At 42.9% G+C, this 21,961-nt stretch carries 24 protein-coding genes; 13 read left to right on the top strand and 11 right to left on the bottom strand.

Going from position 1 to position 21,961, the window contains the following annotated elements:
- Positions 1-80: 80 nt before the first annotated feature.
- Complete coding sequence (locus NLP_RS13350; RefSeq protein ID WP_104906817.1) at positions 81-878, bottom strand: hypothetical protein; 798 nt, start codon at positions 876-878, stop codon at positions 81-83.
- A 355-nt stretch (positions 879-1,233) separates the two neighbouring features.
- On the opposite strand from NLP_RS13350, the gene NLP_RS13345 reads away from it, so the two are divergent.
- Positions 1,234-1,680, top strand: coding sequence for a TOBE domain-containing protein (locus NLP_RS13345; RefSeq protein ID WP_104906816.1), 447 nt, complete (start codon positions 1,234-1,236; stop codon positions 1,678-1,680).
- Positions 1,681-1,713: 33 nt separating this feature from the next.
- On the opposite strand, the gene NLP_RS34900 is transcribed toward NLP_RS13345, so the two are convergent.
- A complete protein-coding gene (locus tag NLP_RS34900) occupies positions 1,714-2,106 on the bottom strand; it encodes an integrin alpha (protein ID WP_234017311.1) in 393 nt (130 codons plus the stop codon).
- Between the two features lie 400 nt (positions 2,107-2,506).
- On the opposite strand from NLP_RS34900, the gene NLP_RS13335 reads away from it, so the two are divergent.
- Positions 2,507-2,734 (top strand): hypothetical protein, encoded by a 228-nt coding sequence (locus tag NLP_RS13335; RefSeq protein WP_158680364.1) that lies wholly within the window; start codon positions 2,507-2,509, stop codon positions 2,732-2,734.
- A 100-nt stretch (positions 2,735-2,834) separates the two neighbouring features.
- Here NLP_RS13335 and shc read toward each other — a convergent pair whose 3' ends face one another.
- A complete protein-coding gene (gene shc / locus NLP_RS13330; protein ID WP_104906814.1) occupies positions 2,835-4,751 on the bottom strand; it encodes a squalene--hopene cyclase in 1,917 nt (638 codons plus the stop codon).
- A 122-nt stretch (positions 4,752-4,873) separates the two neighbouring features.
- On the opposite strand from shc, the gene NLP_RS13325 reads away from it, so the two are divergent.
- The 3 genes from NLP_RS13325 (at position 4,874) to NLP_RS13315 (ending at position 7,218) form a co-directional block, all read left to right on the top strand.
- Positions 4,874-6,109 (top strand): glycosyltransferase, encoded by a 1,236-nt coding sequence (locus NLP_RS13325; protein ID WP_104906813.1) that lies wholly within the window; start codon positions 4,874-4,876, stop codon positions 6,107-6,109.
- Between the two features lie 96 nt (positions 6,110-6,205).
- Positions 6,206-6,442: a hypothetical protein gene (locus NLP_RS13320; RefSeq protein WP_104906812.1), complete on the top strand. Its 237-nt coding sequence runs from the start codon at positions 6,206-6,208 to the stop codon at positions 6,440-6,442.
- Positions 6,439-7,218: a nucleotidyl transferase AbiEii/AbiGii toxin family protein gene (locus NLP_RS13315; RefSeq protein ID WP_104906811.1), complete on the top strand. Its 780-nt coding sequence runs from the start codon at positions 6,439-6,441 to the stop codon at positions 7,216-7,218. The genes NLP_RS13320 and NLP_RS13315 overlap by 4 nt, the downstream gene beginning before the upstream one ends.
- Positions 7,219-7,249: 31 nt before the next feature.
- On the opposite strand, the gene NLP_RS13310 is transcribed toward NLP_RS13315, so the two are convergent.
- Entirely contained in the window at positions 7,250-7,600 is a 351-nt protein-coding gene (locus NLP_RS13310; protein ID WP_104906810.1) for an ArsR/SmtB family transcription factor, read from the bottom strand.
- 80 nt (positions 7,601-7,680) lie between these two features.
- On the opposite strand from NLP_RS13310, the gene trxA reads away from it, so the two are divergent.
- The 6 genes from trxA to NLP_RS13280 all read left to right on the top strand — a co-directional run bounded on the left by trxA (position 7,681) and on the right by NLP_RS13280 (position 11,895).
- Complete coding sequence (gene trxA, locus NLP_RS13305; RefSeq protein WP_104906809.1) at positions 7,681-8,004, top strand: thioredoxin; 324 nt, start codon at positions 7,681-7,683, stop codon at positions 8,002-8,004.
- A gap of 191 nt (positions 8,005-8,195) precedes the next feature.
- Positions 8,196-8,990: an SDR family NAD(P)-dependent oxidoreductase gene (locus NLP_RS13300; RefSeq protein WP_104906808.1), complete on the top strand. Its 795-nt coding sequence runs from the start codon at positions 8,196-8,198 to the stop codon at positions 8,988-8,990.
- 137 nt (positions 8,991-9,127) lie between these two features.
- A complete protein-coding gene (locus tag NLP_RS13295; RefSeq protein ID WP_104906807.1) occupies positions 9,128-10,240 on the top strand; it encodes an alkene reductase in 1,113 nt (370 codons plus the stop codon).
- A gap of 118 nt (positions 10,241-10,358) precedes the next feature.
- The gene (locus tag NLP_RS13290; protein ID WP_104906806.1) at positions 10,359-10,790 is read left to right on the top strand and encodes a YybH family protein; all 432 of its coding nucleotides are present in this window, start codon (positions 10,359-10,361) and stop codon (positions 10,788-10,790) included.
- A 91-nt stretch (positions 10,791-10,881) separates the two neighbouring features.
- On the top strand, positions 10,882-11,547 hold the full coding sequence (locus NLP_RS13285; protein WP_104906805.1) for a nitroreductase family protein: 666 nt from the start codon (positions 10,882-10,884) through the stop codon (positions 11,545-11,547).
- 150 nt (positions 11,548-11,697) lie between these two features.
- Entirely contained in the window at positions 11,698-11,895 is a 198-nt protein-coding gene (locus NLP_RS13280) for a hypothetical protein (protein ID WP_104906804.1), read from the top strand.
- Here NLP_RS13280 and NLP_RS13275 read toward each other — a convergent pair.
- The 4 genes from NLP_RS13275 to NLP_RS13260 form a co-directional block, all read right to left on the bottom strand.
- On the bottom strand, positions 11,884-12,858 hold the full coding sequence (locus NLP_RS13275; protein ID WP_104906803.1) for an MvdD family ATP-grasp ribosomal peptide maturase: 975 nt from the start codon (positions 12,856-12,858) through the stop codon (positions 11,884-11,886). The genes NLP_RS13280 and NLP_RS13275 overlap by 12 nt on opposite strands.
- A gap of 80 nt (positions 12,859-12,938) precedes the next feature.
- Positions 12,939-13,928, bottom strand: a complete 990-nt coding sequence (locus NLP_RS13270; protein ID WP_104906802.1) for an MvdC family ATP-grasp ribosomal peptide maturase — start codon at positions 13,926-13,928, stop codon at positions 12,939-12,941.
- Between the two features lie 191 nt (positions 13,929-14,119).
- The gene (locus tag NLP_RS13265; RefSeq protein WP_234017310.1) at positions 14,120-14,407 is read right to left on the bottom strand and encodes a microviridin/marinostatin family tricyclic proteinase inhibitor; all 288 of its coding nucleotides are present in this window, start codon (positions 14,405-14,407) and stop codon (positions 14,120-14,122) included.
- A gap of 424 nt (positions 14,408-14,831) precedes the next feature.
- On the bottom strand, positions 14,832-16,322 hold the full coding sequence (locus NLP_RS13260; RefSeq protein WP_104906800.1) for a glutamine synthetase family protein: 1,491 nt from the start codon (positions 16,320-16,322) through the stop codon (positions 14,832-14,834).
- 206 nt (positions 16,323-16,528) lie between these two features.
- On the opposite strand from NLP_RS13260, the gene NLP_RS13255 reads away from it, so the two are divergent.
- Entirely contained in the window at positions 16,529-16,900 is a 372-nt protein-coding gene (locus tag NLP_RS13255; RefSeq protein ID WP_104906799.1) for a hypothetical protein, read from the top strand.
- Positions 16,901-17,054: 154 nt separating this feature from the next.
- Here NLP_RS13255 and NLP_RS13250 read toward each other — a convergent pair whose 3' ends face one another.
- A complete protein-coding gene (locus NLP_RS13250) occupies positions 17,055-17,786 on the bottom strand; it encodes an MBL fold metallo-hydrolase (protein WP_104906798.1) in 732 nt (243 codons plus the stop codon).
- A 193-nt stretch (positions 17,787-17,979) separates the two neighbouring features.
- Between NLP_RS13250 and NLP_RS13245 the strand changes: the two genes are divergently transcribed.
- A complete protein-coding gene (locus NLP_RS13245; RefSeq protein ID WP_104909863.1) occupies positions 17,980-19,500 on the top strand; it encodes a site-2 protease family protein in 1,521 nt (506 codons plus the stop codon).
- A 35-nt stretch (positions 19,501-19,535) separates the two neighbouring features.
- On the opposite strand, the gene NLP_RS13240 is transcribed toward NLP_RS13245, so the two are convergent.
- Positions 19,536-20,792: an FAD-dependent hydroxylase gene (locus tag NLP_RS13240; protein WP_104906797.1), complete on the bottom strand. Its 1,257-nt coding sequence runs from the start codon at positions 20,790-20,792 to the stop codon at positions 19,536-19,538.
- 197 nt (positions 20,793-20,989) lie between these two features.
- A complete protein-coding gene (locus tag NLP_RS13235; protein WP_104906796.1) occupies positions 20,990-21,868 on the bottom strand; it encodes a peptidoglycan recognition protein family protein in 879 nt (292 codons plus the stop codon).
- Positions 21,869-21,961: the final 93 nt, after the last annotated feature.

Genomic DNA, 21,961 nt, shown 5'->3' with positions numbered 1-21,961 from the left:
TAAGTGAGGCGCTATTAGATTTATCGACAGCAGCGGATTCAATAGGCTGGTTCATATAGTGTTAAAGAAAGCTGACCAATTTACTCAACTTCCTCACAATGAATTAACAGCTTTTCCATCGCTTCTGCTAGAGAAATCAATTCTGTCCAAGAGGAACCACTAACTAAATTTTGGGCGTGAGCTAATCGGTTTCGCAGCTGTTCAGCAGACTTGAGGAAACGTTCGCCAAACCGTTTTGATTTTAGTCCTAGTTGCTGGAGAAGTTCTGGCTGATTTAAAATCAACTCTCGCTTATCACAGAATTGTAAATAATCTAACAAATCGGTGGCTTCGTTTCTTTCCTGACTCTCTCGCCATAGTCGTTGAGCAACTTCTAAGCGCTCAGGTTTAAGGACTTTTTGCCAAGAATCTTGGGGATAGTAAATCCGCACCAGCCGCAGCAAATTCATTTCTAGCAGCGTTACTAAGCCAAACAGTAACATTCGCACGGGTGCTTTCTGCAAATCACCACAGGTAACAATACCACTGACCTGATTGCAATCTAAGACAAACAATCGCGGAGTTTGTTGCAAAATAGGTAGCAACTTTATCAGTGGGGTGGAAATGGCAATTAGTTCTTTGGGATGAAACACCCGTTGATAGTCACTACATTTACCTTTTTTGTCTGGAATCAAACTAGAGCGTTCTACATAACCGCTAACAATATCTCCCGTCTCAACGCCGATAACATCAAAATTTTGTGCTTGCATCCAATGCAGCACTTTTTTTGCCTCCGCATCAGCTGGCATAGCTTTCAGGGGTTCTGCCACGTATTCAATGGTGATATTGTTCTCAAATAAACTCCGCAGGTCTTGAGAACGTGATTTTAGGTGTTTCATCCCCCAGCTGTGAACTCACGTTAAATAATCCTACGGCACTGACGCGATCGCCAGTGGAATTTTCTGCTAGATTATCCTTGCATAGGCATTGCTATCCCAACAAATACCATAAACTTCACGTTATACCATCTTAGTTGGTAATAATTTAGTGATGATTTAGACAATTTCGAGCAACAAAATATTTCGCATCTAGAAAAAAATAAATATATATATAGCTTACTATATGAGATTAATTGATTAATTTGCGATTAAAATGCCGAAAACCCTGACAAAAAATGTTATTACTAAAACGACGTAACGAATTAATACTTGGTAGAATTTTACCAAGATAACCAAAATTGATAATAATATTATTATGCCAAGAAAAGAACAAGGATGGGTTACATTTCAAACCTCAGAGGACGAGCGGAAGATTTTAGAGGAGTTCTGCGAACAGTCTCAACGCACTAAGACTGAGATTCTGCGGGAACTCGTGCGTAGTCTCACTCAGCATTCTTCAACATCAATATCACCAGCAACTCAGCAGGAACAACAGGAAGATATTGACTACACTCAAAAGCCTGATATAGAAAGTAGTATTCAAAAGAAATCACTAAAAGTTAGCTCTCGCAATATTCTTAAAGGTGTGATTAAACGAGTTGTTTATGGAGCAGTTAATAGTGAGGTTACTCTGGAGATTATTCACAAAGTAGAATTAACTTCGATTATCACCAGAGCTTCCGCAGAAGAGTTGGAATTATCTGAGGGAAAAGAAGCTTATGCAGTTATTAAATCTAACGATATTGTTATAGCTAGAGAATAGAAATACGTTGATTTTGGGTGTTAGATATTAATACTACGCTTGCACCACGAAATCTGATGCACTGAGAGTTGGCGCTTCAATCAGAGTTGCAAATAGACCGCCGTTACCAAAACCAGCCGCACTACCATTTTGATTGTAGAATAACTGCCCATTAACAGCGTCGTAGATAATTTTCGCCGTACTAGTCAAGTCAGAGATGTTGAAAATGCCGCTACTGCCGACATTCGTTCCCCCAAATACCACATAGCTTTGCCCAGCACAATCAATACCGTTGGGGGAGGCAAAAGGTTGCCCAATAATCAGGTCGTTAATGCCATCGTTGTTTATGTCCCCTGCATTGCTAACTGAGGAGCCACCAAAAACACCGTTTATGCTAAAGCCGTTGCTGCCATTCAAGTCAGAGACATCAAATGATGAATTAGCCATGATTTTTTCCTATAGTTAGGGATAAAGCTTCAAAGGTCTATACTTGAAATTCCGTATTTTAAACTAAAAGTATTGTTATAAAGTGTCAAAATCATAAATCAGTAAAACAACGCGCTTTTATATGGAATTTCTTAATTAGGATAACTGCGATGTCTACGATGGGCTGTTTTGTGACGCTAACTATCTACTAGCTATATTTCCGTTGGTTAGTTTATATCGCTTTTCCAACTGTTACAATCAGCTTTTTAATAACTTTATGAAAAAAATATATATTATTGATTGATATAAAAATATTCTGTAATAATACCAATTTAAAAATGTTTGCGGCAGATACCCCACCCACGCTGACACGCACCTTCCCCTCACCGACTACGGTTACACACAAGTCTCTTGACCTGCAATGGCATTGTATCGACTAACAATGGCATTGCATCGGCTGACAATGGCATTGCATCGATTGACAATGGCATTGCATCGGCTGACAATGGCATTGCATCGATTGACAATGACATTGCATCGGCTGACAATGGCATTGCATCGATTGACAATGACATTGCATCGGCTGACAATGGCATTGTATCGACTGACAATGCTATTTCCTCGTTCCCATGCTTTGTATAGAGAATGAGAAAAGCCTTATCAAGCTAGATTTTTAGGACTTGTGTGTACGCCTTAGCCCTGACCAAGGGGAGGGTTGGGGAGGTAGGGCAAACGCGTATAAATTACTCTTAACCTTTTTGAATCGCTGCTTGATAGCGACCTAGCGCAATTAAAGGAAAGTATTGTTGATACAGATGATACTTGAGATAAAAATGGCAAGGGAAGCCAGTACCTGTAAAGTCCGCCTCAAACCAAGTACCATCAGGCTGTTGAGTTGCCACCAGATAGTCAATTCCTCGCTCGATCGCATCAAGAGCTAATTTACCAGTTGCTTCACCTGCTGCTATCAACCCAATTAAAGCCCAAGCAGTTTGAGATGCAGTACTATTTCCTTTTCCTTTGAGACTGGGGTCATCATAGCTGCGGCAAGTCTCGCCCCAACCACCATCTGGATTTTGACATCCAACTAACCAAGCTGCTCCCCGTTCTAGACTGAGTTTATGTCTTTGAGGATCGATTAACGCCAAAGCTGATAAAACGCCACTGGTGCCGTAGATATAATTTACACCCCAACGACCAAACCAACAGCCTTCAGTTTCTTGTTCGTGCAAAAGATAAGTAAGCGATCGCTCCAAATTATCACTATCAATTGACAAATCACAAGCACCCAGCATTTCTAGTACTCTGGCGGTAACATCTGCGGTATTTGGATCAATCATCGCTTTTAAATCGCCATAAGGAATCGAGTTAAGCCAATCTTGATCGTTATCCAAATCAAAAGCAGCCCAACCACCTGGTTTACATTGCATAGATGCAATCCAGTTTAAGGCACGAGCGATCGCAGCCTGCTTGATTTTTTCATTTGGGAGTTTCGCCAAATGTAGAGCCATAACCACCACCGCCGAGTCGTCTACATCTGGATAAAAGCGATTCTCAAACTCAAATGCCCAAGCCCCTGGTTTTCCTTGACGATTTTTGACAGCCCAATCTCCGTAATCTAAAATTTGTTTTTGTAATAACCATTCTCCAGCTTTTACCACAGCCGGATGATCTGCTGCAAAGCCAGATTCTACTAAGGCACGCATCGCCCAAGCTGTATCCCAGACAGGTGAAACACAAGGCTGTACCCGGTAACTATCCTCTGTTTCAATCGCAAAGTTATCAATTGCTTGCAAACCTCGTTCCACAATGGGATCGTTTCGGTCATAATCCAGACACCGCAAAGCTAACATTGAATTCAACATCGCCGGAATAATGCCGCCCCAGTCGCCTGTAGCTTCTTGGCGCTCTAAAATCCACTTTTCGGCGGCTTTGATGCCTTCTTGGCGGAAGGGTACTAAATTAAGGCTTTCTGCCAACTTGAAACCTCGATCAAGGGTGAGGAATAAATCTGTCCAATCGCCACTTTGGGGTAATTCCCACCGGACTCGATCGATAGCTTCAGCGTATAGCTCATCTAGGTTGATGGCTGAGTCGGTGAGAAAAACAGGTTTGCGATCGCATACAATCAGTAATGGTACGGTGCTGGAACGTGCCCAGCTAGACATCTCGTAGATATTAACCGGGAAAGCTTTTGGCAACAGCATTATCCAAGGTGGTAGCGAAGGAATACCGCGCCAGTTGTAGCAGCCAATCAAGGCTAGGTGTAACTTGGTAAAAATCCGAGTTTTGCTGATCCCACCCCTTTGGAGAATAAAGGCTTGCGCCCGAATCATCGCCGGATCGGTTGCTGGTACACCTAGCAGTCTTAGCGCCATATAGGCTTCAACCGAAGTGCTAAGTTCTCCGCCATCACCATAGTAAAGTTCCCAGCCGCCATGCTGCCGTTGCTCTTGACGCAAATATGCTTCAACTTGGTGCAAAGGTCTGGCTTGGTCTGTTCCCCAAATTTTATGCAGGAGGACGACTTCAGCAGTGATGGTGACATTAGATTCTAACTCTGCCCACCAATAACCTGCCGGATTTTGAATCGAAAGCAAATATTCTTGACTAGCTGCGATCGCATCTGCGATTTGATTGACTTTTACCCTGTCTTGTATTTGCATCAAAAACTATTTAACCTCAACACTTAACCTAGTTATGAACGCGGCACTACAGTGAAAAATTTTTTTCCTCTATTCAGTAGACATAGTATTGTGTCTGAGTCACTGAAAATTTGCAATAGGTCATGGATGTAATTGTATTAGGATTGATGCTGTTATCCTTGACAATTTGGTTAGGATTACTGGGTTTTTGGGGACAGTTTTGGCGGACAGACCAGCAATTAGAGGTTACAGAAACTCAGCTAGAATCGTTACCTGTGGTTTGTGCTGTAGTTCCAGCTCGTAACGAAGCACAATTGCTACCCACTACACTGCGATCGCTCCTACTTCAAGATTACCCTGGTTCTTTCAAGGTGTTTTTGGTGGACGATCGTAGCACAGATCAGACAGCAAATTTTGCCGAAGGGGTTGCCCACGCTGTCGGTAAACCCCAGCAATTGCATATTATCTCAGGTGAATCACTGCCTCCCGGTTGGTCGGGAAAACTTTGGGCAGTTGAGCAAGGTATAAAGAGCGCGAGTTTATTTGCACCCGATTATTTTTTGCTGACTGACGCAGATATCGAACACGATCCTGGTAATCTCCGTCGGCTGGTGAAGAAAGCTATGCAGGAAGATTTAGACTTGGTTTCGGTAATGGTGCGACTCAGGTGTGAGAGCTTTTGGGAAAAATTTTTGATTCCAGCTTTTGTCTTTTTCTTCCAAAAACTCTATCCTTTTCGCTGGGTGAATAATCCCAACAATCCCACAGCAGGAGCCGCCGGGGGATCTATTCTAATCGCCCGTGAAGCTTTAGAACGAATCGGGGGTATTCAAGTAATTCGCCAAGCTTTAATTGACGATTGCGCCCTGGCTCAGGCTGTTAAGAAGAGCAGAGGAGCAGGGGAGCAAGGGCGTAAGGGATACAAGGAAAATAACCATGCCCCATACCCAATGCCCAATCAAGGGCGTATCTGGCTGGGATTGAGTAGCTTGACTCGTAGCTTGCGCCCTTATGACTCGCTGGCGACGATTTGGGATATGGTTGCTCGTACTGCCTATACCCAACTGAATTATTCGCCATTAATACTATTGGGAACTTTGGTGGGAATGCCTCTAATTTATTTAACTCCACCTGTATGTGTGATTCTGGGTGCAGTCTGGAGCAATTGGGCGATCGCACTTACAGGTTTATTCGGATGGCTGTTAATGACTTTCGCTTACTACCCGACGATCCGCTTTTATAAATGTTCTTTCTGGTTCGCGTTGAGTTTACCTGCGATCGCTTTTCTCTATACCCTGATTACTCTAGACTCAGCACTACGTCACTGGCAAGGGCGCGGCGGCGCTTGGAAAGGAAGAGTTTATCACAGAGAAAGATAATTTATAGTTAGAATAAAATTAAATGTGGATGTCCAGTGGATGTCCACAGTGCTAATCTAAATAAAAATAAGCCGAAAGTGGTTGATTAAAAGAGCTATGACAACCGCAACACCAACAAATAATCCTGTTATTGTCCCCAAAAAGCTGCCTTTTCTGGAGTCCATTTGTTGGCAGACTGCCGATGTCTATCGGTTCACTTCAGAAGAAATGCTGAGTCGCTACGAGCGTGGTTGGCAATATCACAACCTATTTAATAATCTTGAGGGTGAAGAACTCAATTTCCTTCAGGAACTCGCCAGACGCTATAAATCCTGGTTGCAAGTTTCTTTATGACCTTCAGGTTAGAACACCATAATCAAATTCTCACAGTTCTTGAATGCTTAGATTCTGAAATACTTAGGAAGGGTTCTGCTTACTTCGGTGGCGGAACCCTTCTGGCATTTGATTTTGATGAATATCGCTGGAGTAAGGACGTTGATTTTATCGCCTCTGTTGGTACAGAAGGCTACAAATATCTGCGGACAGTGGTATTTGAGGGTGGGCATGAAGCATTATTTCGGGATTTAAGTAAAATCCAAGTTGGACGTAGCACAACTGACCAATATGGAATTCGGATGATCGTTTTTGTAGATGATGTGCCGATTAAAACGGAAATTATTGCCGAAACTCGTTTTCAACTAGACCCACCAAGATATCCAAAGTGGTCAGTCGTTCCTTGCTTAAGCTTCAATGACTGTTTTACCTCTAAGCTACTGTCAAATTCTGACCGTTACGCCGATGACAGCGTTGAGGCAAGAGATTTAATCGATTTAGCAATTCTCAGGCTGCAATCTCCAATACCTCAAGCATCAATTGAGAAGGCTGAAAAAGCATATCAGGTTATGCGTCCTTTGAAAAGAGCGATCGCACTATTTCAGGAAAGACCAGATTACAGGGAGAAATGCTTTCTAGGTCTGCAAGTTGATCAAGCTCAGATACCGAAAATTATCGACGGTATTGATTTACTCTCTACAGATTTAGATTTATCTCACACTCCAAGAACTTTTGGGGAACAACATGATATCTTTGCTGATTTAGAAACACAAATTGAAAAACGAGAAGATTTTTAAACAAGTACCCATTACCCATTACCCATTCCTCCTAAATCCTTGAAGCTGTTTGTTTATCACTCACAGAACTCACAGGCAATGGTTGAGCGGCTTTCAATACCGCATCCAGCAGCCCTGGAAACAGTGTCTCTAAATCTTCACGCCGCAGGATGTTAATGTGATGTGTCCCTTCTTTACGTGTAAAGACTATCCCCGACTCCCGCAAAATCTTAAAATGATTGGACATAGTAGATTTTGCGATCGCAAAATCAAATTTGGCACAGCATTGTTCCCCCTCAGTCGCCAGCAGGCGCACAATCTCTAGCCGTACCGGATCGCCCAAGGCATACAACACGCCCGGTAAAGAAATATTTTTTCGATCTGGATGATAAAGGAATCTCATAGTTGCATTATCTCATCAAGTGGCATATATTTTTATTATTCGATATTATCGAATTATAGAATTAATTAGGAGGGCAATTTATGTCATCCATTACAAATGTCACAGAAGCCACATTCAAGCAAGAAGTCTTGGAAAGTGAAATTCCGGTATTAGTGGACTTTTGGGCCCCGTGGTGCGGCCCTTGCCGGATGGTGGGCCCAGTCGTCGATGAAGTTGCTACTGAATACGAAGGACAGGTGAAATTTGTGAAGTTGAACACAGATCAAAATCCTACTGTAGCCAGCCACTATGGAATTCGCAGCATCCCGACGCTGATGGTTTTTAAGGGGGGTAGGCAGGTCGATACTGTCGTAGGGGCAGTTCCAAAAACCACCTTGAATAAGACCTTAGCACAGCATCTTTAATCTAGTACTCGACCAACCCAAAATTGCTAGGTGAGGGTGGGGAGTGGCGAGTAGGAGGTGGAGAGTAGGGGAAACAGGGCACAGGGAGCAGGGGGAAAATTATTGTTTTCTGCACCCTGCCCCAATGCCTCATGCGCAGTGCCCCATTCCCAACTTCTGAATTCTGTTTCAACTAACGGGGAAAGAGCGAAATGGACTTGAAATTACATGGTAAATCCGCGCTGGTGAGTGGCTCAACCGCAGGTATTGGTTTGGCGACAGCCCTTGGGTTAGCTCAAGAGGGTGCATCAATTATTGTTAACGGTCGATCTGAAGAACGAGTCGCTCAAGCGATCGCCAAAATTCAGCATTCTACACCTGATGCGAAAGTTTCTGGTGTTGTTGCGGACGCAGGCACTGCATCAGGGGTAGAAAAACTCATTCAAGAGGTTCCTGACGTTGATATACTGATCAACAATGTGGGTATTTATGAGCCAAAAACCTTCTTTGATATTACTGATAAAGACTGGTTAAACATATTTGAGGTTAACGTCCTTAGTGGAGTCCGTTTGAGTCGGCAATATCTGCAAAAGCAGCTAGAGCAAAACTGGGGGCGGATAATTTTTATCTCCAGCGAATCTGCTATTCAAATTCCCGTAGAAATGATTCACTACGGCACAACTAAGACAGCGCAGCTTGCCATTGCACGAGGTCTAGCAGAAATGACAGTTGGTACTGGAGTCACAGTAAACTCCGTCTTACCAGGGCCAACCCGCTCAGAAGGAGTTGAAGGTTTTATCACCAACCTGGGACAGGAACGCGGTATTACTCGCGCTGAAGTTGAGGCTGAATTTTTTCAAAATGTACGTCCAACTTCGCTAATCAAACGCTTTGCAACTAATGAAGAAGTAGCAGCGATCGTAGTTTATCTTTCTAGCCCCGTAGCATCGGCAACTAATGGTGCAGCTTTACGGGTAGATGGTGGCGTTATTCGGTCGATTGTTTAGTTAATGCGCTTTGCGTGGGGGCTGGGGGACAAGGGGACAAGGAGAATACCCAATGCCCAATGCCCAATGCCCAATGCCCAATGACCAATGACCAATGACCAATGACCAATGACTAAAATAATTTGGAGATAAAACCAATGACTAATGATATCAACTTATTTTCTCCTTACCAATTAGGGAATCTGGAACTACCTAACCGAATAGTGATGGCACCTTTAACCCGAAACAGGGCAGGTCAGGGAAACGTACCGCACCAACTGAATGCTACCTACTACGTCCAACGTGCTTCCGCTGGACTGATTATTGCTGAAGCAACACAGGTAACTCCTGAAGGACAGGGCTATCCTGCTACACCAGGAATTCATTCACCAGAACAGGTGGAGGGATGGAAGTTAGTAACCGATGCTGTGCATCAACAGGGAGGAAGAATTTTTCTGCAACTATGGCACGTAGGCAGGATTTCTCACCCTGATTTACAACCGAATGGAGCTTTACCTGTAGCACCTTCTGCCATTGCTCCTAAAGGTGACGCTACAACTTATGAGGGGCCAAAACCCTTTGTTACTCCCCGTGCTTTAGAAACTTCGGAAATACCGCAGATAGTCGAACAGTACCGTCAGGGAGCGGCAAATGCCCTAGCGGCTGGGTTTGATGGGGTAGAAATTCACGCAGCTAATGGTTATTTAATAGATCAGTTTCTCCGGGATGGTACGAATCAACGCACAGATAAATATGGAGGTGACATTGAAAATCGTGCCCGATTCCTGTTGGAGGTGACAGAGGCGGTAACTAGTGTGTGGGATTCTAACCGAGTTGGGGTACGTTTATCTCCTAGTGGGACTTATAACGATATGCATGACTCCAATCCCCTGGAGACATTCGGTTATGCGGCTCAAGCGTTGAACCAGTTTAATTTGGCATATCTGCATATTTTTGAGGCAATAGAGGCAGACATTAGACATGGCGGGATAATTGTACCCACTAGTCATCTACGCGATCGCTTTACAGGTACACTGATCGTTAATGGTGGTTATACCCGTGAAAAAGGCGATGCAGTACTGGCAAACAAAGCAGCAGATTTAGTTGCCTTTGGTACACTATTTATATCAAATCCCGATTTACCTCGACGCTTGGCTTTGAATGCACCACTAAATGAAGCAGATCAAGCAAGCTTTTATGGTGGCGATGAAAAGGGATATACAGACTATCCATTTTGGTCAACTGCTAACGAGCCGGTAGCTAAGGCGTAATTCTTCTCCTCTGAATAATTAAAACCCACTTTCCGCACTCTAAAGTATCAAATCAAACTGAGGAGTTTGAGATTTTTCCAAGATCCAACAAAATGGTTGTGTAAATTAGTTGTCAACTATGAAAGATACTTTAGAGGAAAGGGAAATCAAAGAACGCGTTAACAATTGGCTAGCCGCGTTTAGTGCAGGCAACAAACCATTTGATTTTTCTGTTCTAGACAATCTCTACTGGCAAGATGAACAATTGCTCGCCTTCGATACCCTCTCACCGCAGACCACTCGAATTCAAGGATGGCAATCGTATCAGGAGATATGGAAGCCCTTCATGACAGCAATAACACAGTGGCAAGTTAAATCAGTTGGGGATATTCAGATATTTACAGGTGATAACATTACCGTCTCAGCTCTGATTTTTGAGAGTACGGTAGCCACTATAGCGAATGAGGCGGTTAAAATTACGGCTCATGCAACGCTTGTATGGGAGAAGCGAGACGGACAATGGCGCATTATCCATGAACACATCTCTAACCCGGTTAACATTGCCAATTAGAGAGGAACACATTACATTGCCTTGCTCTTAATCACTCTCAGCAGAGTAAAATCTGAAACCCTTTCATAACTCAACTTATCAGGAGAATCTCATGATTTCCATTACTCAAACCCAACCTTTAGATGTACCCAGTGCGATCGCTCAACGTCGTTCCATCAAAACTTTTAAAACAGACCCCATCGCCCCAGAATTGCTCAAGCAACTAGTAGAGTTAACCGTAGCTGCACCCAGCAGCTATAATATCCAGGATTGGCAAATTATTCTTGTGCAAGATGAGGCGCAAAAGGCAGCACTGTCAGCAGCATCTTTTAATCAACAGCAAATTGTTCAAGCACCTGTAACCTTTGTTTTTGCCGCCGATCCTAACGCAGGCGAACAAAACTTGGCCCCAATTCTAGAGCGGGGACTCGAAACTGGGGCATGGAATGAAGGTACGGTAAACTACTTTAAAACCGCCGTCCCCCAATTTCAAGCGGCGTTGGGCGAGAAGCGACGCGAATATGCGATCAAAGATGCCATCATTGCTGCTACCCATTTGGTGTTAGCAGCAGAAAGTCTGGGATTATCCACTTGTTTTATGAACGGTTGGATTGAGGATCAGGTAAAACAAGTGATTAGTGCAGGGGATAATCCAGATTTAGCGATCGCTGTTTTAATTCCTGTTGGCTATGCAGCCGAACCACGCTTAAATCCAGGTCGTTTGCCATTTTCCTCTAATGTCTCTGTAGACAGAATTGGTAATCCTTATGCAGGGTAGTTCTCTCTAAATTGCGAATGGGGCATTGGGAAGAGACAAGGTAGAGGGGGAGATAAGGGAGAGACTTGTCCCCCTAGCCCCAATACGGTTCAGTTAAGCCTAAAAGTCAAGTAAATTAGGGATTAGTCCTAAGTACGGAAACTGAGTGTGATGGCTCTCAAAGATTTAACAGTAGTGTCTCATGATATACAAACTAATCATTTTCTGAAAGTGGTAGAGATAGCCATCCTTGCAACTGCTTACCTGCACGGCAATGCTTTTATTCCTTCTGTTACTGCAACTGTGATTATTTTGACATATAGTAGTTACCGCATGGTTAAAGTAGAGAAAATTGAGTCAATTAGCTGAATTATTTAAAACCTCAGCGATCGCCTGAGAAATCGGTAAGCCAGGACAGCGTTCCAGCCAGAAAAACTCGCCAACTGGGTTAACTTCAAGGAATACATGACGACCATCAGGAGTCAAAATAATATCAAGCGCCCCATAGTTTAAACGGAATTCTGCCATGAGTTTGAGCAATTTCTCTTCGACATCTTCGGGCAAAGTGTATGACTCCCAAGCGTCGAGTAAGGCGATTCCCTGTTTGCGCCAGTCGTAACGTGCCTTATCCAAAGTTTGAGAATCAACCGCAGCCGTTAGCACACGCTTACCTACAATAATTGTCCGCAATTCCAATGCCTTGGGAATCTTCTCCTGAAATGTCATTGGGCAGAAACGTAAGCCATCAAGGTTGTCTAGATCCTCTGATGAAATTGGATTTGTAAACACAACTTTTTCTCGCCCTTGTTCATCATAAATAGCAAAGGAAGACAGCATTTTTGTAATCATTCCCTGCTGACACTCTTGGGCAAATTGCTTTACTGCTACTGGATTATTTGTAGTCAGAGTGCGTGGCGTATCTAGACCAACATCTCCTGCTATTTGTAATTGCAGTTGCTTATTTTCGGCTCGGCGAATATTTGGCACAGGGTCAAGATGAAACCCCCTGATACTAGCAATCATTCCCTCAATACTGACGCGAGATTCTTTCAGTGAGGCTTGTCTAAGTTGACTGTCCATCGAGTTGGGAATTTTTGACCCAATTGCAATGCGCCGATACCAAACTGCTGACACTTGATTTAAATCTAATGTCTGGTCATCGACACTCAGAATCACTCGCTTAGTACTACCATAGTAAATATCTAACTGCACTTCTGTGGGAAATCGGTCTGTGTCAAAACGAAATGCTTTCTTTCCTTGGGCTTCAATTGCCTGAATAACTAGAGGAATACTTTCGTTGTCTTGGCTGTGAGTAATGATTAAAACAGTCATTTACAAATATAGAAAATGAAGTACGCTACAGATAAAAATAGGGGTTATCAGTTGGTTTGGAATTTTTAAGTAAGAGCATCTTACTTCGGGCTTGTTGAAAGTAGTGCAGATGCGATCGCTTGAGCAATTGGATAGTCCAAATCCCTCTCCAGCATCCCCCACTCTCCTGTAGGATTAATTTCTAAAAAAACATATTCTCCGGCTGGTGTTTTAATAAAATCAAATGCTCCAAAAACTAGTCCAAACTTCGCCATAAAGGTATCCAAACAACGGATTAGTTTATCAGGTAATCGATCTGGTTGCCAGGTAAGAATCTTTTTTGTCTCGCGTCGCCAATCCTGGGTAGATGCTGCATACTCAGACGCATCTAGCGCCCCGACAAAGAGATTGCCATTCACATACACTACCCGTAGTTCTTGCTGTTTAGGGATTTGTTCTTGAAACATAACTGGACAATAGCGCAGTGTTTCAGCATCAAGTAAGTCTTCTTCTTTAACGGCGCTGGTATACATGAAAAAAGAGGAGACTTGCATCCCAGAAGAAAGAGGTTTGAGCAGCTTGACAATCATTTTTCCCTTAACTTGGTGGAAAAATTCTCGTGCTTCTTGAGGATTATTGGTGACGAGAGTCCGAGGTATGATAAGACCTACTTCCGATGCAACCCGCAGTTGGCGTAACTTGTTTTCAGCTGCACTTATCCGGCGTAAATCATCCACCCACTTAGCTTCTCTCAGGCTGTCCCAAAAGCCATCTAAGACTGCGAGTGATTCACTAGAACAGACTGCTTGAAATTGTGGAGCCAATTCTTTACCGAGATCGGGTTGCCAAATACGCCGCATCCATACTGCTTGCACTTGCTCGGTGTTGAGGGAGCAATCGTTATATTTCAGTGTATGATTGCTACCAGAGTTACTTAAATTAGCCTGGAGTTGGAGTGCGATCGGAAACTTATCAGTATCAAGACGAAATGGCTGTGCGCCTAGTTTTGATACTGCTTCTGCAACTCTATCTATTGTAAAGTAATCACCACTATGGGTAATTAATAAAACCACATCACGCTCAAGGTGCATAAAATATTTTCATTAGTTTTTGCATCTTCACTATTGTTAACTATTGAGAAAGCAAAATTTTAAAAAAGTGAACTTAATTTTAATGGGAAGCCAACCTCTAGATGAAGTTGGCAAAGCTAACTGTATTTTTATTCTGACAATAGTTTTAAAACTGCATCTCTGGTGTAGTCAAAAGTATGCAGCTATGAAGGTCAATACGGCGAACTGTCATCACCATCTGAAGGATATTTCTGAGTAACAGCGTACTCATGACTATCAGAAGGGTGCTTCTTGGTTACTATAGTGGCATCTTCTTGATCGGATGGAAACTTCAGAGTTTGGACAAGATCATCATTCTTCTTGTTTGTGGCATTATTGCATCCACCGATAATCGCTTTTGATTCTTCATCAGAAAGGTCTTCAATGCTTTGCGCTTCCAAGAATCGAGCAAAGAATGGTACTGCTTGTGAATTCAAATCTTCTGGTTTATTTTCAGACACAATATTCCTCCTATAAAGACTGAACCTAAATTTATACTGTATCTGATTATGTGACATAATACTTACCAATATTTTTGCCAAAACAAGAGTTTATACATCAACTCACCCTCGTAAATTGGCGAAGGTATTGACTTAGCAAAACAAGTATTAATTTATGTTTTACAAAATATTTACTTTTGTGTAATTAGGTTTGTATAAAGTTAAAAATATAATAATTTTTCTTAAGTATAGCAACGGACAGGAAGCTTAGGACAGCAATAAAATCATAAAGTACGCTGTTGAAGACGCGTTTCCCGCAAACTGTCCTAACGGCTTTGGCGACTGCTATAAGTATGGACAGGGTGCAATTTCTCATGCACCGAAAACTTATTTTAAACCTGAATAATCACCCTTAAAAGCGCGACATTCCCAAGAATTATTCACTTCAAAATAATTCAAAATATTCTCTTTGCTCCCAGTTAGTTACCTGCTTTAAATACTCTTCTGGTGGCCGATCGGCGACGGACTGTAAAAAACGATTAATTTCACTTTGTTTCATCTTAATGATGAAGTTGATGAACTGATGCCCCATTTTTTGAGAAAAAAGTTCGCTTTGGCTCAAATATGAAATCGCCTCTGGTAAACTTTTGGGTAAGGTCGGACTTTCTGTAGCGTAAGGTGACTCCGTTGGGGAGCCAGGGTCAACTTTACAATCTACACCATCTAACCCAGAAATCAATTGCGATGCCATATACAGGTAGGGATTGGCTGCTGGTTCTCCAACTCGGTTTTCTATGTGGGTGGTGGGGTCATCATAACCGCCTTGTAATCTAATCATTGCCCCTCGGTTTTCCAATCCCCATCCGGCACGGTCAGGAGCTAGGGAATAAGGCCTAAATCTTTTGTAGCCGTTAATTGTCGGGGTTGTGAACACAGAAGCGGCATTGGCGTGTTTAAGAAGACCACCAACGAAATGTTTACCTAAATCTGACATTAGGGATTCAGAGTTTGCAGACATGAAAGCGTTCTCGCCTGTGGTTCGTTCTACAAGGGATTGGTGCAAATGCCAGCCATTGGAAGAAGAACCTTGCAATCCTGGACGACACATAAATGAGGCGATGTAACCTTGTTGACGGCAGATTTGCTTGGTCGCCATTCGGAATATCATCATTGTATCCGCAGCTTGCAATGCCGGAATCGGGTCAAAGGTAAATTCAAATTGACCGACACCTCCTTCGTTTTCTACACTTCTTAAAGGCAATTCCATTTCAACTAAGTTTTCTGCCAAAACGCGCAGTAAGTCGTGAATCTCTGGATTGTGTGATTCTAAAAGGTATTGAAAGCTATGCTCTACAGCGCTAACTTTGGCAGGTTCACCAGGTTTTCCAGAAGTACCAACATTAGCGATCGCTAACATCGGATCTTCTAACTTTGCCAGATACCACTCAACTTCTAAGCCGATAATATGCTCTAATCCTCTTTGATGTAACTCTACCAATGATTGGCGCAAAATACCACGACTGGAAAAGGGCATTGCCTGACCATTTTGAAAGTACTCGTCACAGAGAATAAAGCCAGTACGTTTTGCCCAAGGCAGAATTTTGAAAGTATCAGGGTCAGGAACAGCCACAAGATTTGGCGCACCTGTCATCGAAGGCATATCTAAACTACCACCAGGAACAAACGGGTTAAATACTATTGCACCACCAGTATCAAACAGGAATGTCCCTGTGCTGATTTGCATACCGTTTTCTAAGGCGCTGAAAAACGCTTGGGGTAAGAGCGACTTGCTGCGAACAATGCCATGCTGGTCTGACCAAGCGGTACGAATCAACAGTAGATCCTGTTCTTTAACAACAGCCTTGATCTTTTCAGATGCTTCTTTTTGGATTTCTGTCCACAGGTGATGACGCTCAATAAATCCAGGTCTTTTCATTGCACATGAAAATATTTTAATGTTACTAATTATTCGGCTAGTAGGCGATCGCTACTTGAAGAAATGGGCAATACTATAGTCAGAATAAAAGTAAAACCAGTAAGGTACAACAATATGCCTAAAAACCTTACATGGTAAAGTCTCTGATATACTTCATCCATGTCGAAACTTAATTATTAATTTTTCAATTTTTGGAGGAGAGAAAAATGAATAAGTTCACCAGTTTAATGATTGTCGGGGCAGTATTGTCAATTACTGCGCCAGCCTTTGCTGAAAATCGTGCGGTTAATATCAGTATTGGCAGCATTGGTGGCCCCTTAGATAATGCCGCTTTGCAAACGATTCGCCAGGTTATCGGGTTTGCAGTCGGTACTAGCACCGTCGATAAATTCATTGTATATAGTCCCAGGGCAGGATCTCCTATTCCTATCGAAGGGGGTTTATCTGCTTGTGCTGAAGCTGGCTTCGGCACAAGCAATACAACATTTAATGATTTTATTCAGCAATTGCGTTCAATTAATCCCAAATCAGGGACTTTCTACAATGTAGAACTTACCGCAAGCTGCAAACAGAGATAAGAATGTCGTTTGCACTCAAGCGCGGTAGGATGGGCTTCGTACCTCAGCCCATCCATTGAGTTATATAACCCTTTGTCATCACCCAAGCCCAAAGATTTATTTTAATGATATTGACAAAATTTTACCCTTGTGGTTATAACAAGCCCTGCTACCTCTAAAGGGGTTGTATCCCCAGCAAAGCTGGTAAATCCAGAGAGGCGAGGTGTTGATAAGCTTGATCTATGACCCGCTTACCTCTAAGAAAGCCTGTATTAGCTCCAGGACAAATATACTGAAGAGTTTCTGGTGTAAAACGTTCTAACAATAATCGAAGGCTCTGAATTTGCCTTGGCCAGTGAAAGGTTTTAGCTGTTCGTAATGGTACTGCTTGACCATGCTGGTTAGGAAGTAAATGGCGACCAGAAAATAATATACCACCAAGCTCACTGTAGTAGAGACAAGATGAGCCAGGAGAATGCCCTGGTGTCCAAATTACTTGTGTTGCAGCATCAAGAGTAAATTCTTGCCTAAAGCTAGTTACGGTTAAGCCTGGTAATAAATAGGCTTCTTGCTCTTGGATCAGCACCTCGCAACCAAAGGCTTGCTGAAATTCAGCAGTCTTACCAATGGCGCTGCGATGAGTGATAAATAACCAACGCACGCCTCCATGCACTGCTAAAAAATCTTGATTTGTTTTTTCTAATGCAGGGCAATCTATGAGGATATTGCCTTCATTTCTTACAATAAAATAAGAGGTTCCCCCGAATGTGTCCCGATTGGGTGGAAAAGCAAAAATACTCTCTTGTGCGAAGTTCGATTGCAGAGAACCTGCGCTGAGAACTTCGTCAGGGAAGACAGCCCGTGGCGGCTTAGTTATATGACTTGGCTGTTGAGGTAAAGGGCACATAATCAAAGAACCGAAACTGAGAAGTTGTGGACAATTTGATTACAGTGCGGAAATTCTCAAGAATTGAAACTTGAGCGTTAACCAGCACTGTTAACCGTTGTGAAAAAAATTGGGATTTGAGGTCTGCCTTGTAGTTAATGCTATGGTGCTGAAGCTACTGGTGGGGCGTTTTGTCAAAATTACTGAAGATAACATGGCATTTTGGTTTCTATTTATCCTGCTGCTGGGGCTAGCTACTTATCTCATGGTGCAGCGCAGCGTTGCTCACATCACCCGCACACCTGTATGGTTGTTGTGGCTGGTTTTAATGACACCAGCATTTCTGTTGAGTGGATGGACGCTAATCTACGGTACGAAACAATCTCCACCACCATATCTGATCCTCTGGTCGGTATTTGTCTGCACAGTTTTGTACTGGGTGTTGTTTCAATGGGGGCGTCAAGTACCAAGAGATACACAGACCGAAGCCCAAACCCAAGCCTCAGAATCACAACCGACTATCCAGCCTACCCCAGAACCAATAGTGCGTCCCATTGAACCAACGGAAGAAACCCAACTACGAAATTGTTTTCCTTGGTCTATATACTACGTTCAAAATATTGAGTATCGACCACAATCTGTGATTTGCCGGGGTCAGTTGCGAACTAAAGCCAGCAACGCTTACCAGCAGATTAAAACCAATATTGAAGCACAATTTGGCGATCGCTTCTTGCTGATTTTTCAAGAAGGTTTCAATGGCAAACCTTTCTTTGTGCTGGTTCCCAACACTCAAGCTGCGAAACAGACAGATACACCACGACGCAACCAGGAACGATTAACTCGACCAGGATTAGCGCTGATGCTGCTAGCAGCTACTTTGATCACTACTACCTTGGTGGGAGTGGAAAATGCTGGTGTTACTCTGCCGCTTATCTGGGATATTGGATCTTTGTTCAAGCTTCTATCTAACCCAGATGTCCTATTTAAGGGATTGCCTTATGCTTTAGGGCTGATGGCTATTTTGGGCACTCACGAACTTGGGCATTATTTGACAGCTAAATTTTACAAGATTCGCTCGACGTTGCCTTACTTTATTCCTGTACCTTTCTTCTTAGGAACATTTGGCGCATTTATTCAGATGCGTAGTCCCATTCCCAACCGCAAAGCTTTATTTGATATTAGTATTGCTGGGCCAATTGCAGGTTTTGTTGTTACTTTACCATTACTAATATGGGGTTTGGCTCATTCTGAGATAGTTTCCCTGACTGAAAAAACCCAACTTTTAAATCTTCATGCCCTCAATCCCAAGTATTCAATTTTACTGGCTATACTCTCGAAGTTAGCTTTGGGAAGTCATTTAACAGCAAAATCAGCCCTTGACTTGCATCCAGTTGCAGTAGCAGGTTTTTTAGGACTAGTTGTCACAGCGTTAAATTTAATGCCTGTGGGACAATTAGATGGAGGTCACATTGTCCATGCGATGTTTGGACAACGAACTGCGATCGTAATTGGTCAAATTGCTCGCGTGTTGTTGCTATTACTTTCTTTAGTTCGACAAGAATTTTTGGTGTGGGCGATTATCTTATTATTTATGCCGTTGATTGATGAACCTGCACTGAATGATGTCACCGAATTAGATAACAAACGTGACGTTTGGGGATTACTGGCAATAGCTTTGTTGATTATAATTATTCTGCCATTACCGCAAGCGATCGCTAACTTTTTGCAAATTTAATCAAGTAAGCATATCAGCGATCGCGTTCTCAAGCTTTATCGTTTTGCTAATTCTGGAGTCCGCCCCTTTAAACCAATCATCAATTTCAGCATAAATACTTTTAATATCGGTACTCGCTGCAAGAACCATAAACCCAGACGACGAACCACCACCACAGGGAAGAAATTATTAGAAAACATCCGATCTAACAAATCGGTGAAACCTAAAATCGTCAGATTCTCTAGCTGGCGCCAGCGTTCATAATCTTTGAGAATCTGAATATCGCCAATATCTTTACCCGCCTTGTGCGCTGCTTGAATTACTTGCGCCAAAGCTGCGGCATCCCGAATACCCAAATTTAAACCTTGTCCACCGACGGGATGGCAATTGTGCGCCGCATCACCAATTAATGCCAGTCGCGGGAGAACGTAGCGATCGCTTTGCATGAGTTGTACCTGAAAAACAAAGCGATCGCCTAGTAATTCCAGTTTCCCCATCTGATCGCCATAGCGGCGGCTTAGTTCTGCCAAAAATTGCTCGTCATTTAAAGCACACAAAGCTTTTGCTTCTTCATGGGGGGCAGTCCAGACAATGCGGCAACGGTTCCCCGGTAAAGGTAAAATCGCAAAGGGGCCGCTAGACCAAAATCTTTCGTAAGCCGTGTCATTGTGGGGTTTTTCTGGTTTGACAATGGCGACAATGCAAGATTGCCAATATTTCCAGCCAGAGGTTTTGATTCCAGCCGCTTGCCGAATTGGCGATCGCGATCCATCTGCTGCTACAACTAATTTGCTCTTGACTGTCTTTAGCTGATCGGCAATTTTTATCTCGATTGTGACTATATTCTGCTGGTATTGTGTATTTACCACTTCTGCCGGACAGAGATAAGTCACATTTGGACAATTTTGGACAAAATCTTGCAACGGCTGCAACAGGGCTTGGTGTTCCGCCACATAACCCAACTCTGAGGTATTTATATCATCTGTGGTAAATTCCACCACATCGGGATAATCGGCATCCGAAAGACGAACTCGGCAATACTTGGCGATTTGCGGCAACATTTTGTCCCAAACGCCAATTCCTTGATAAATTAGCGACGAAAGCTGATGAACTGCATAAGCTTGTCCCTTCGCTACCGCCACTGATGCGACTTTCGCCTCAATTAGCAAAATACTCAAACCAGAATCTTTTAAAGCAGAGGCTAGAGTTAACCCAATAATCCCACCGCCGACAATTACCAAATCATATTCATATCCCCGCTCATTTGGCGGTGTTGGTTGAGGGGAAATTTGCTCAAGCTGCGTTGGGGTCATTATTAAGTTAGGTTACAGCGTCTTAACTCTTATTTTGACGCGATCGCGCCTCCTTGAGCAAGTTAACAATTCAAAATTAAATAGGACTTACGCACTCAAAAACCTGAAAACTTGATCCCCCCTAACCCCCCTTAAAAAGGGAGGGATATAAAAAGCCCCCTTTTTAAGGGGGTTGGGGGATCTCTTATTCATCTGAATTATTTGCTGACTCGATAAATTGGTCTAACCTGACGATAAGTATTAAGTAAGCTGAGAAATTTATTACCATCAAAATTTATCGGGTCAACTTTTTTACCAGAACGGTCTACTAAATGGTGCGTAGTGATGCGATCGTCTGGGACTTGACTTTGAGCAATTAACCAAGCAAGAGAATTATATTGAGTTTCCGTGTAGCCGCTATGGGTTTGTTGGCTACTAGCGTCATAACTATCTGGCGGTGTTTCTAAAGAGACGTGATAAGCAAAATTATTCACCGACGCTGGCAAATTCGGATTAGTCTGCACAGTTTCCACTCCCTCGGAACTCTCAAATACTGAGTTAGCCGCACCAAAAGCCCGCTTTTCTGGCGGTACTAGATAAACTACTGTTCCGTCTAACTTAACTAAAGCGTGGTAACTTGCTTGCACACTTTCATCAGTATGGGCTACTTGAAAAAAATTAACGGCGCTGGAAGCAGAATAACCAGTTTCATGGAGGACGATAATCGGTTGATTGTGGAGAGTTACGCCGTTAACATCTTGAATGTACCGTTCTCCATAGTTACTTGGATCAACCGAAGCAACTTGATAATTAGGTCTGTACTGTGCAAAAGCTTGAGTGGTTACATACCTTGCTACAGGTTTGTTAGTCTTGACTGGGGACTTGATAACATTTTGAAATTTCTTCTCTGGCTCTTTCGCTAATTGAAATTGCGCCTGGGGATATTGACTGAAAGCTGTAACCTGTGGATTGGGTGTACGGGATATTGTCGGATTGTTGTGTAATTTTGTTGCTCGTCCAATTAGCAGCACTACAATTAGAGTGGCGAACATCAGCCAGATTAGTAGCACCCTAGTCACCCAGTCTGTAAACTTCATTTTTCTAATACCCGTAAAACGGTAGATATTAATTTATAGCTAAACTGGTATGTCTTTTGTAGAGGCGCACTTCTGTAAACCTCTACCGCTTAT

The organism is Nostoc sp. 'Lobaria pulmonaria (5183) cyanobiont' (assembly GCF_002949795.1).
Taxonomy (GTDB): domain Bacteria; phylum Cyanobacteriota; class Cyanobacteriia; order Cyanobacteriales; family Nostocaceae; genus Nostoc.
This window is presented reverse-complemented; position numbering and strand designations above follow the sequence as displayed.

Coding starts and splice junctions, on each gene's coding strand:
- NLP_RS13350 (WP_104906817.1), bottom strand. CDS start 878: ATGAAACACCTAAAATCACGTTCTCAAGACCTGCGGAGTTTATTTGAG.
- NLP_RS13345 (WP_104906816.1), top strand. CDS start 1,234: ATGCCAAGAAAAGAACAAGGATGGGTTACATTTCAAACCTCAGAGGAC.
- NLP_RS34900 (WP_234017311.1), bottom strand. CDS start 2,106: ATGGCTAATTCATCATTTGATGTCTCTGACTTGAATGGCAGCAACGGC.
- NLP_RS13335 (WP_158680364.1), top strand. CDS start 2,507: ATGGCATTGTATCGACTAACAATGGCATTGCATCGGCTGACAATGGCA.
- shc (WP_104906814.1), bottom strand. CDS start 4,751: ATGCAAATACAAGACAGGGTAAAAGTCAATCAAATCGCAGATGCGATC.
- NLP_RS13325 (WP_104906813.1), top strand. CDS start 4,874: ATGGATGTAATTGTATTAGGATTGATGCTGTTATCCTTGACAATTTGG.
- NLP_RS13320 (WP_104906812.1), top strand. CDS start 6,206: ATGACAACCGCAACACCAACAAATAATCCTGTTATTGTCCCCAAAAAG.
- NLP_RS13315 (WP_104906811.1), top strand. CDS start 6,439: ATGACCTTCAGGTTAGAACACCATAATCAAATTCTCACAGTTCTTGAA.
- NLP_RS13310 (WP_104906810.1), bottom strand. CDS start 7,600: ATGAGATTCCTTTATCATCCAGATCGAAAAAATATTTCTTTACCGGGC.
- trxA (WP_104906809.1), top strand. CDS start 7,681: ATGTCATCCATTACAAATGTCACAGAAGCCACATTCAAGCAAGAAGTC.
- NLP_RS13300 (WP_104906808.1), top strand. CDS start 8,196: ATGGACTTGAAATTACATGGTAAATCCGCGCTGGTGAGTGGCTCAACC.
- NLP_RS13295 (WP_104906807.1), top strand. CDS start 9,128: ATGACTAATGATATCAACTTATTTTCTCCTTACCAATTAGGGAATCTG.
- NLP_RS13290 (WP_104906806.1), top strand. CDS start 10,359: ATGAAAGATACTTTAGAGGAAAGGGAAATCAAAGAACGCGTTAACAAT.
- NLP_RS13285 (WP_104906805.1), top strand. CDS start 10,882: ATGATTTCCATTACTCAAACCCAACCTTTAGATGTACCCAGTGCGATC.
- NLP_RS13280 (WP_104906804.1), top strand. CDS start 11,698: ATGGCTCTCAAAGATTTAACAGTAGTGTCTCATGATATACAAACTAAT.
- NLP_RS13275 (WP_104906803.1), bottom strand. CDS start 12,858: ATGACTGTTTTAATCATTACTCACAGCCAAGACAACGAAAGTATTCCT.
- NLP_RS13270 (WP_104906802.1), bottom strand. CDS start 13,928: ATGCACCTTGAGCGTGATGTGGTTTTATTAATTACCCATAGTGGTGAT.
- NLP_RS13260 (WP_104906800.1), bottom strand. CDS start 16,322: ATGAAAAGACCTGGATTTATTGAGCGTCATCACCTGTGGACAGAAATC.
- NLP_RS13255 (WP_104906799.1), top strand. CDS start 16,529: ATGAATAAGTTCACCAGTTTAATGATTGTCGGGGCAGTATTGTCAATT.
- NLP_RS13250 (WP_104906798.1), bottom strand. CDS start 17,786: ATGTGCCCTTTACCTCAACAGCCAAGTCATATAACTAAGCCGCCACGG.
- NLP_RS13245 (WP_104909863.1), top strand. CDS start 17,980: ATGGCATTTTGGTTTCTATTTATCCTGCTGCTGGGGCTAGCTACTTAT.
- NLP_RS13240 (WP_104906797.1), bottom strand. CDS start 20,792: ATGACCCCAACGCAGCTTGAGCAAATTTCCCCTCAACCAACACCGCCA.
- NLP_RS13235 (WP_104906796.1), bottom strand. CDS start 21,868: ATGAAGTTTACAGACTGGGTGACTAGGGTGCTACTAATCTGGCTGATG.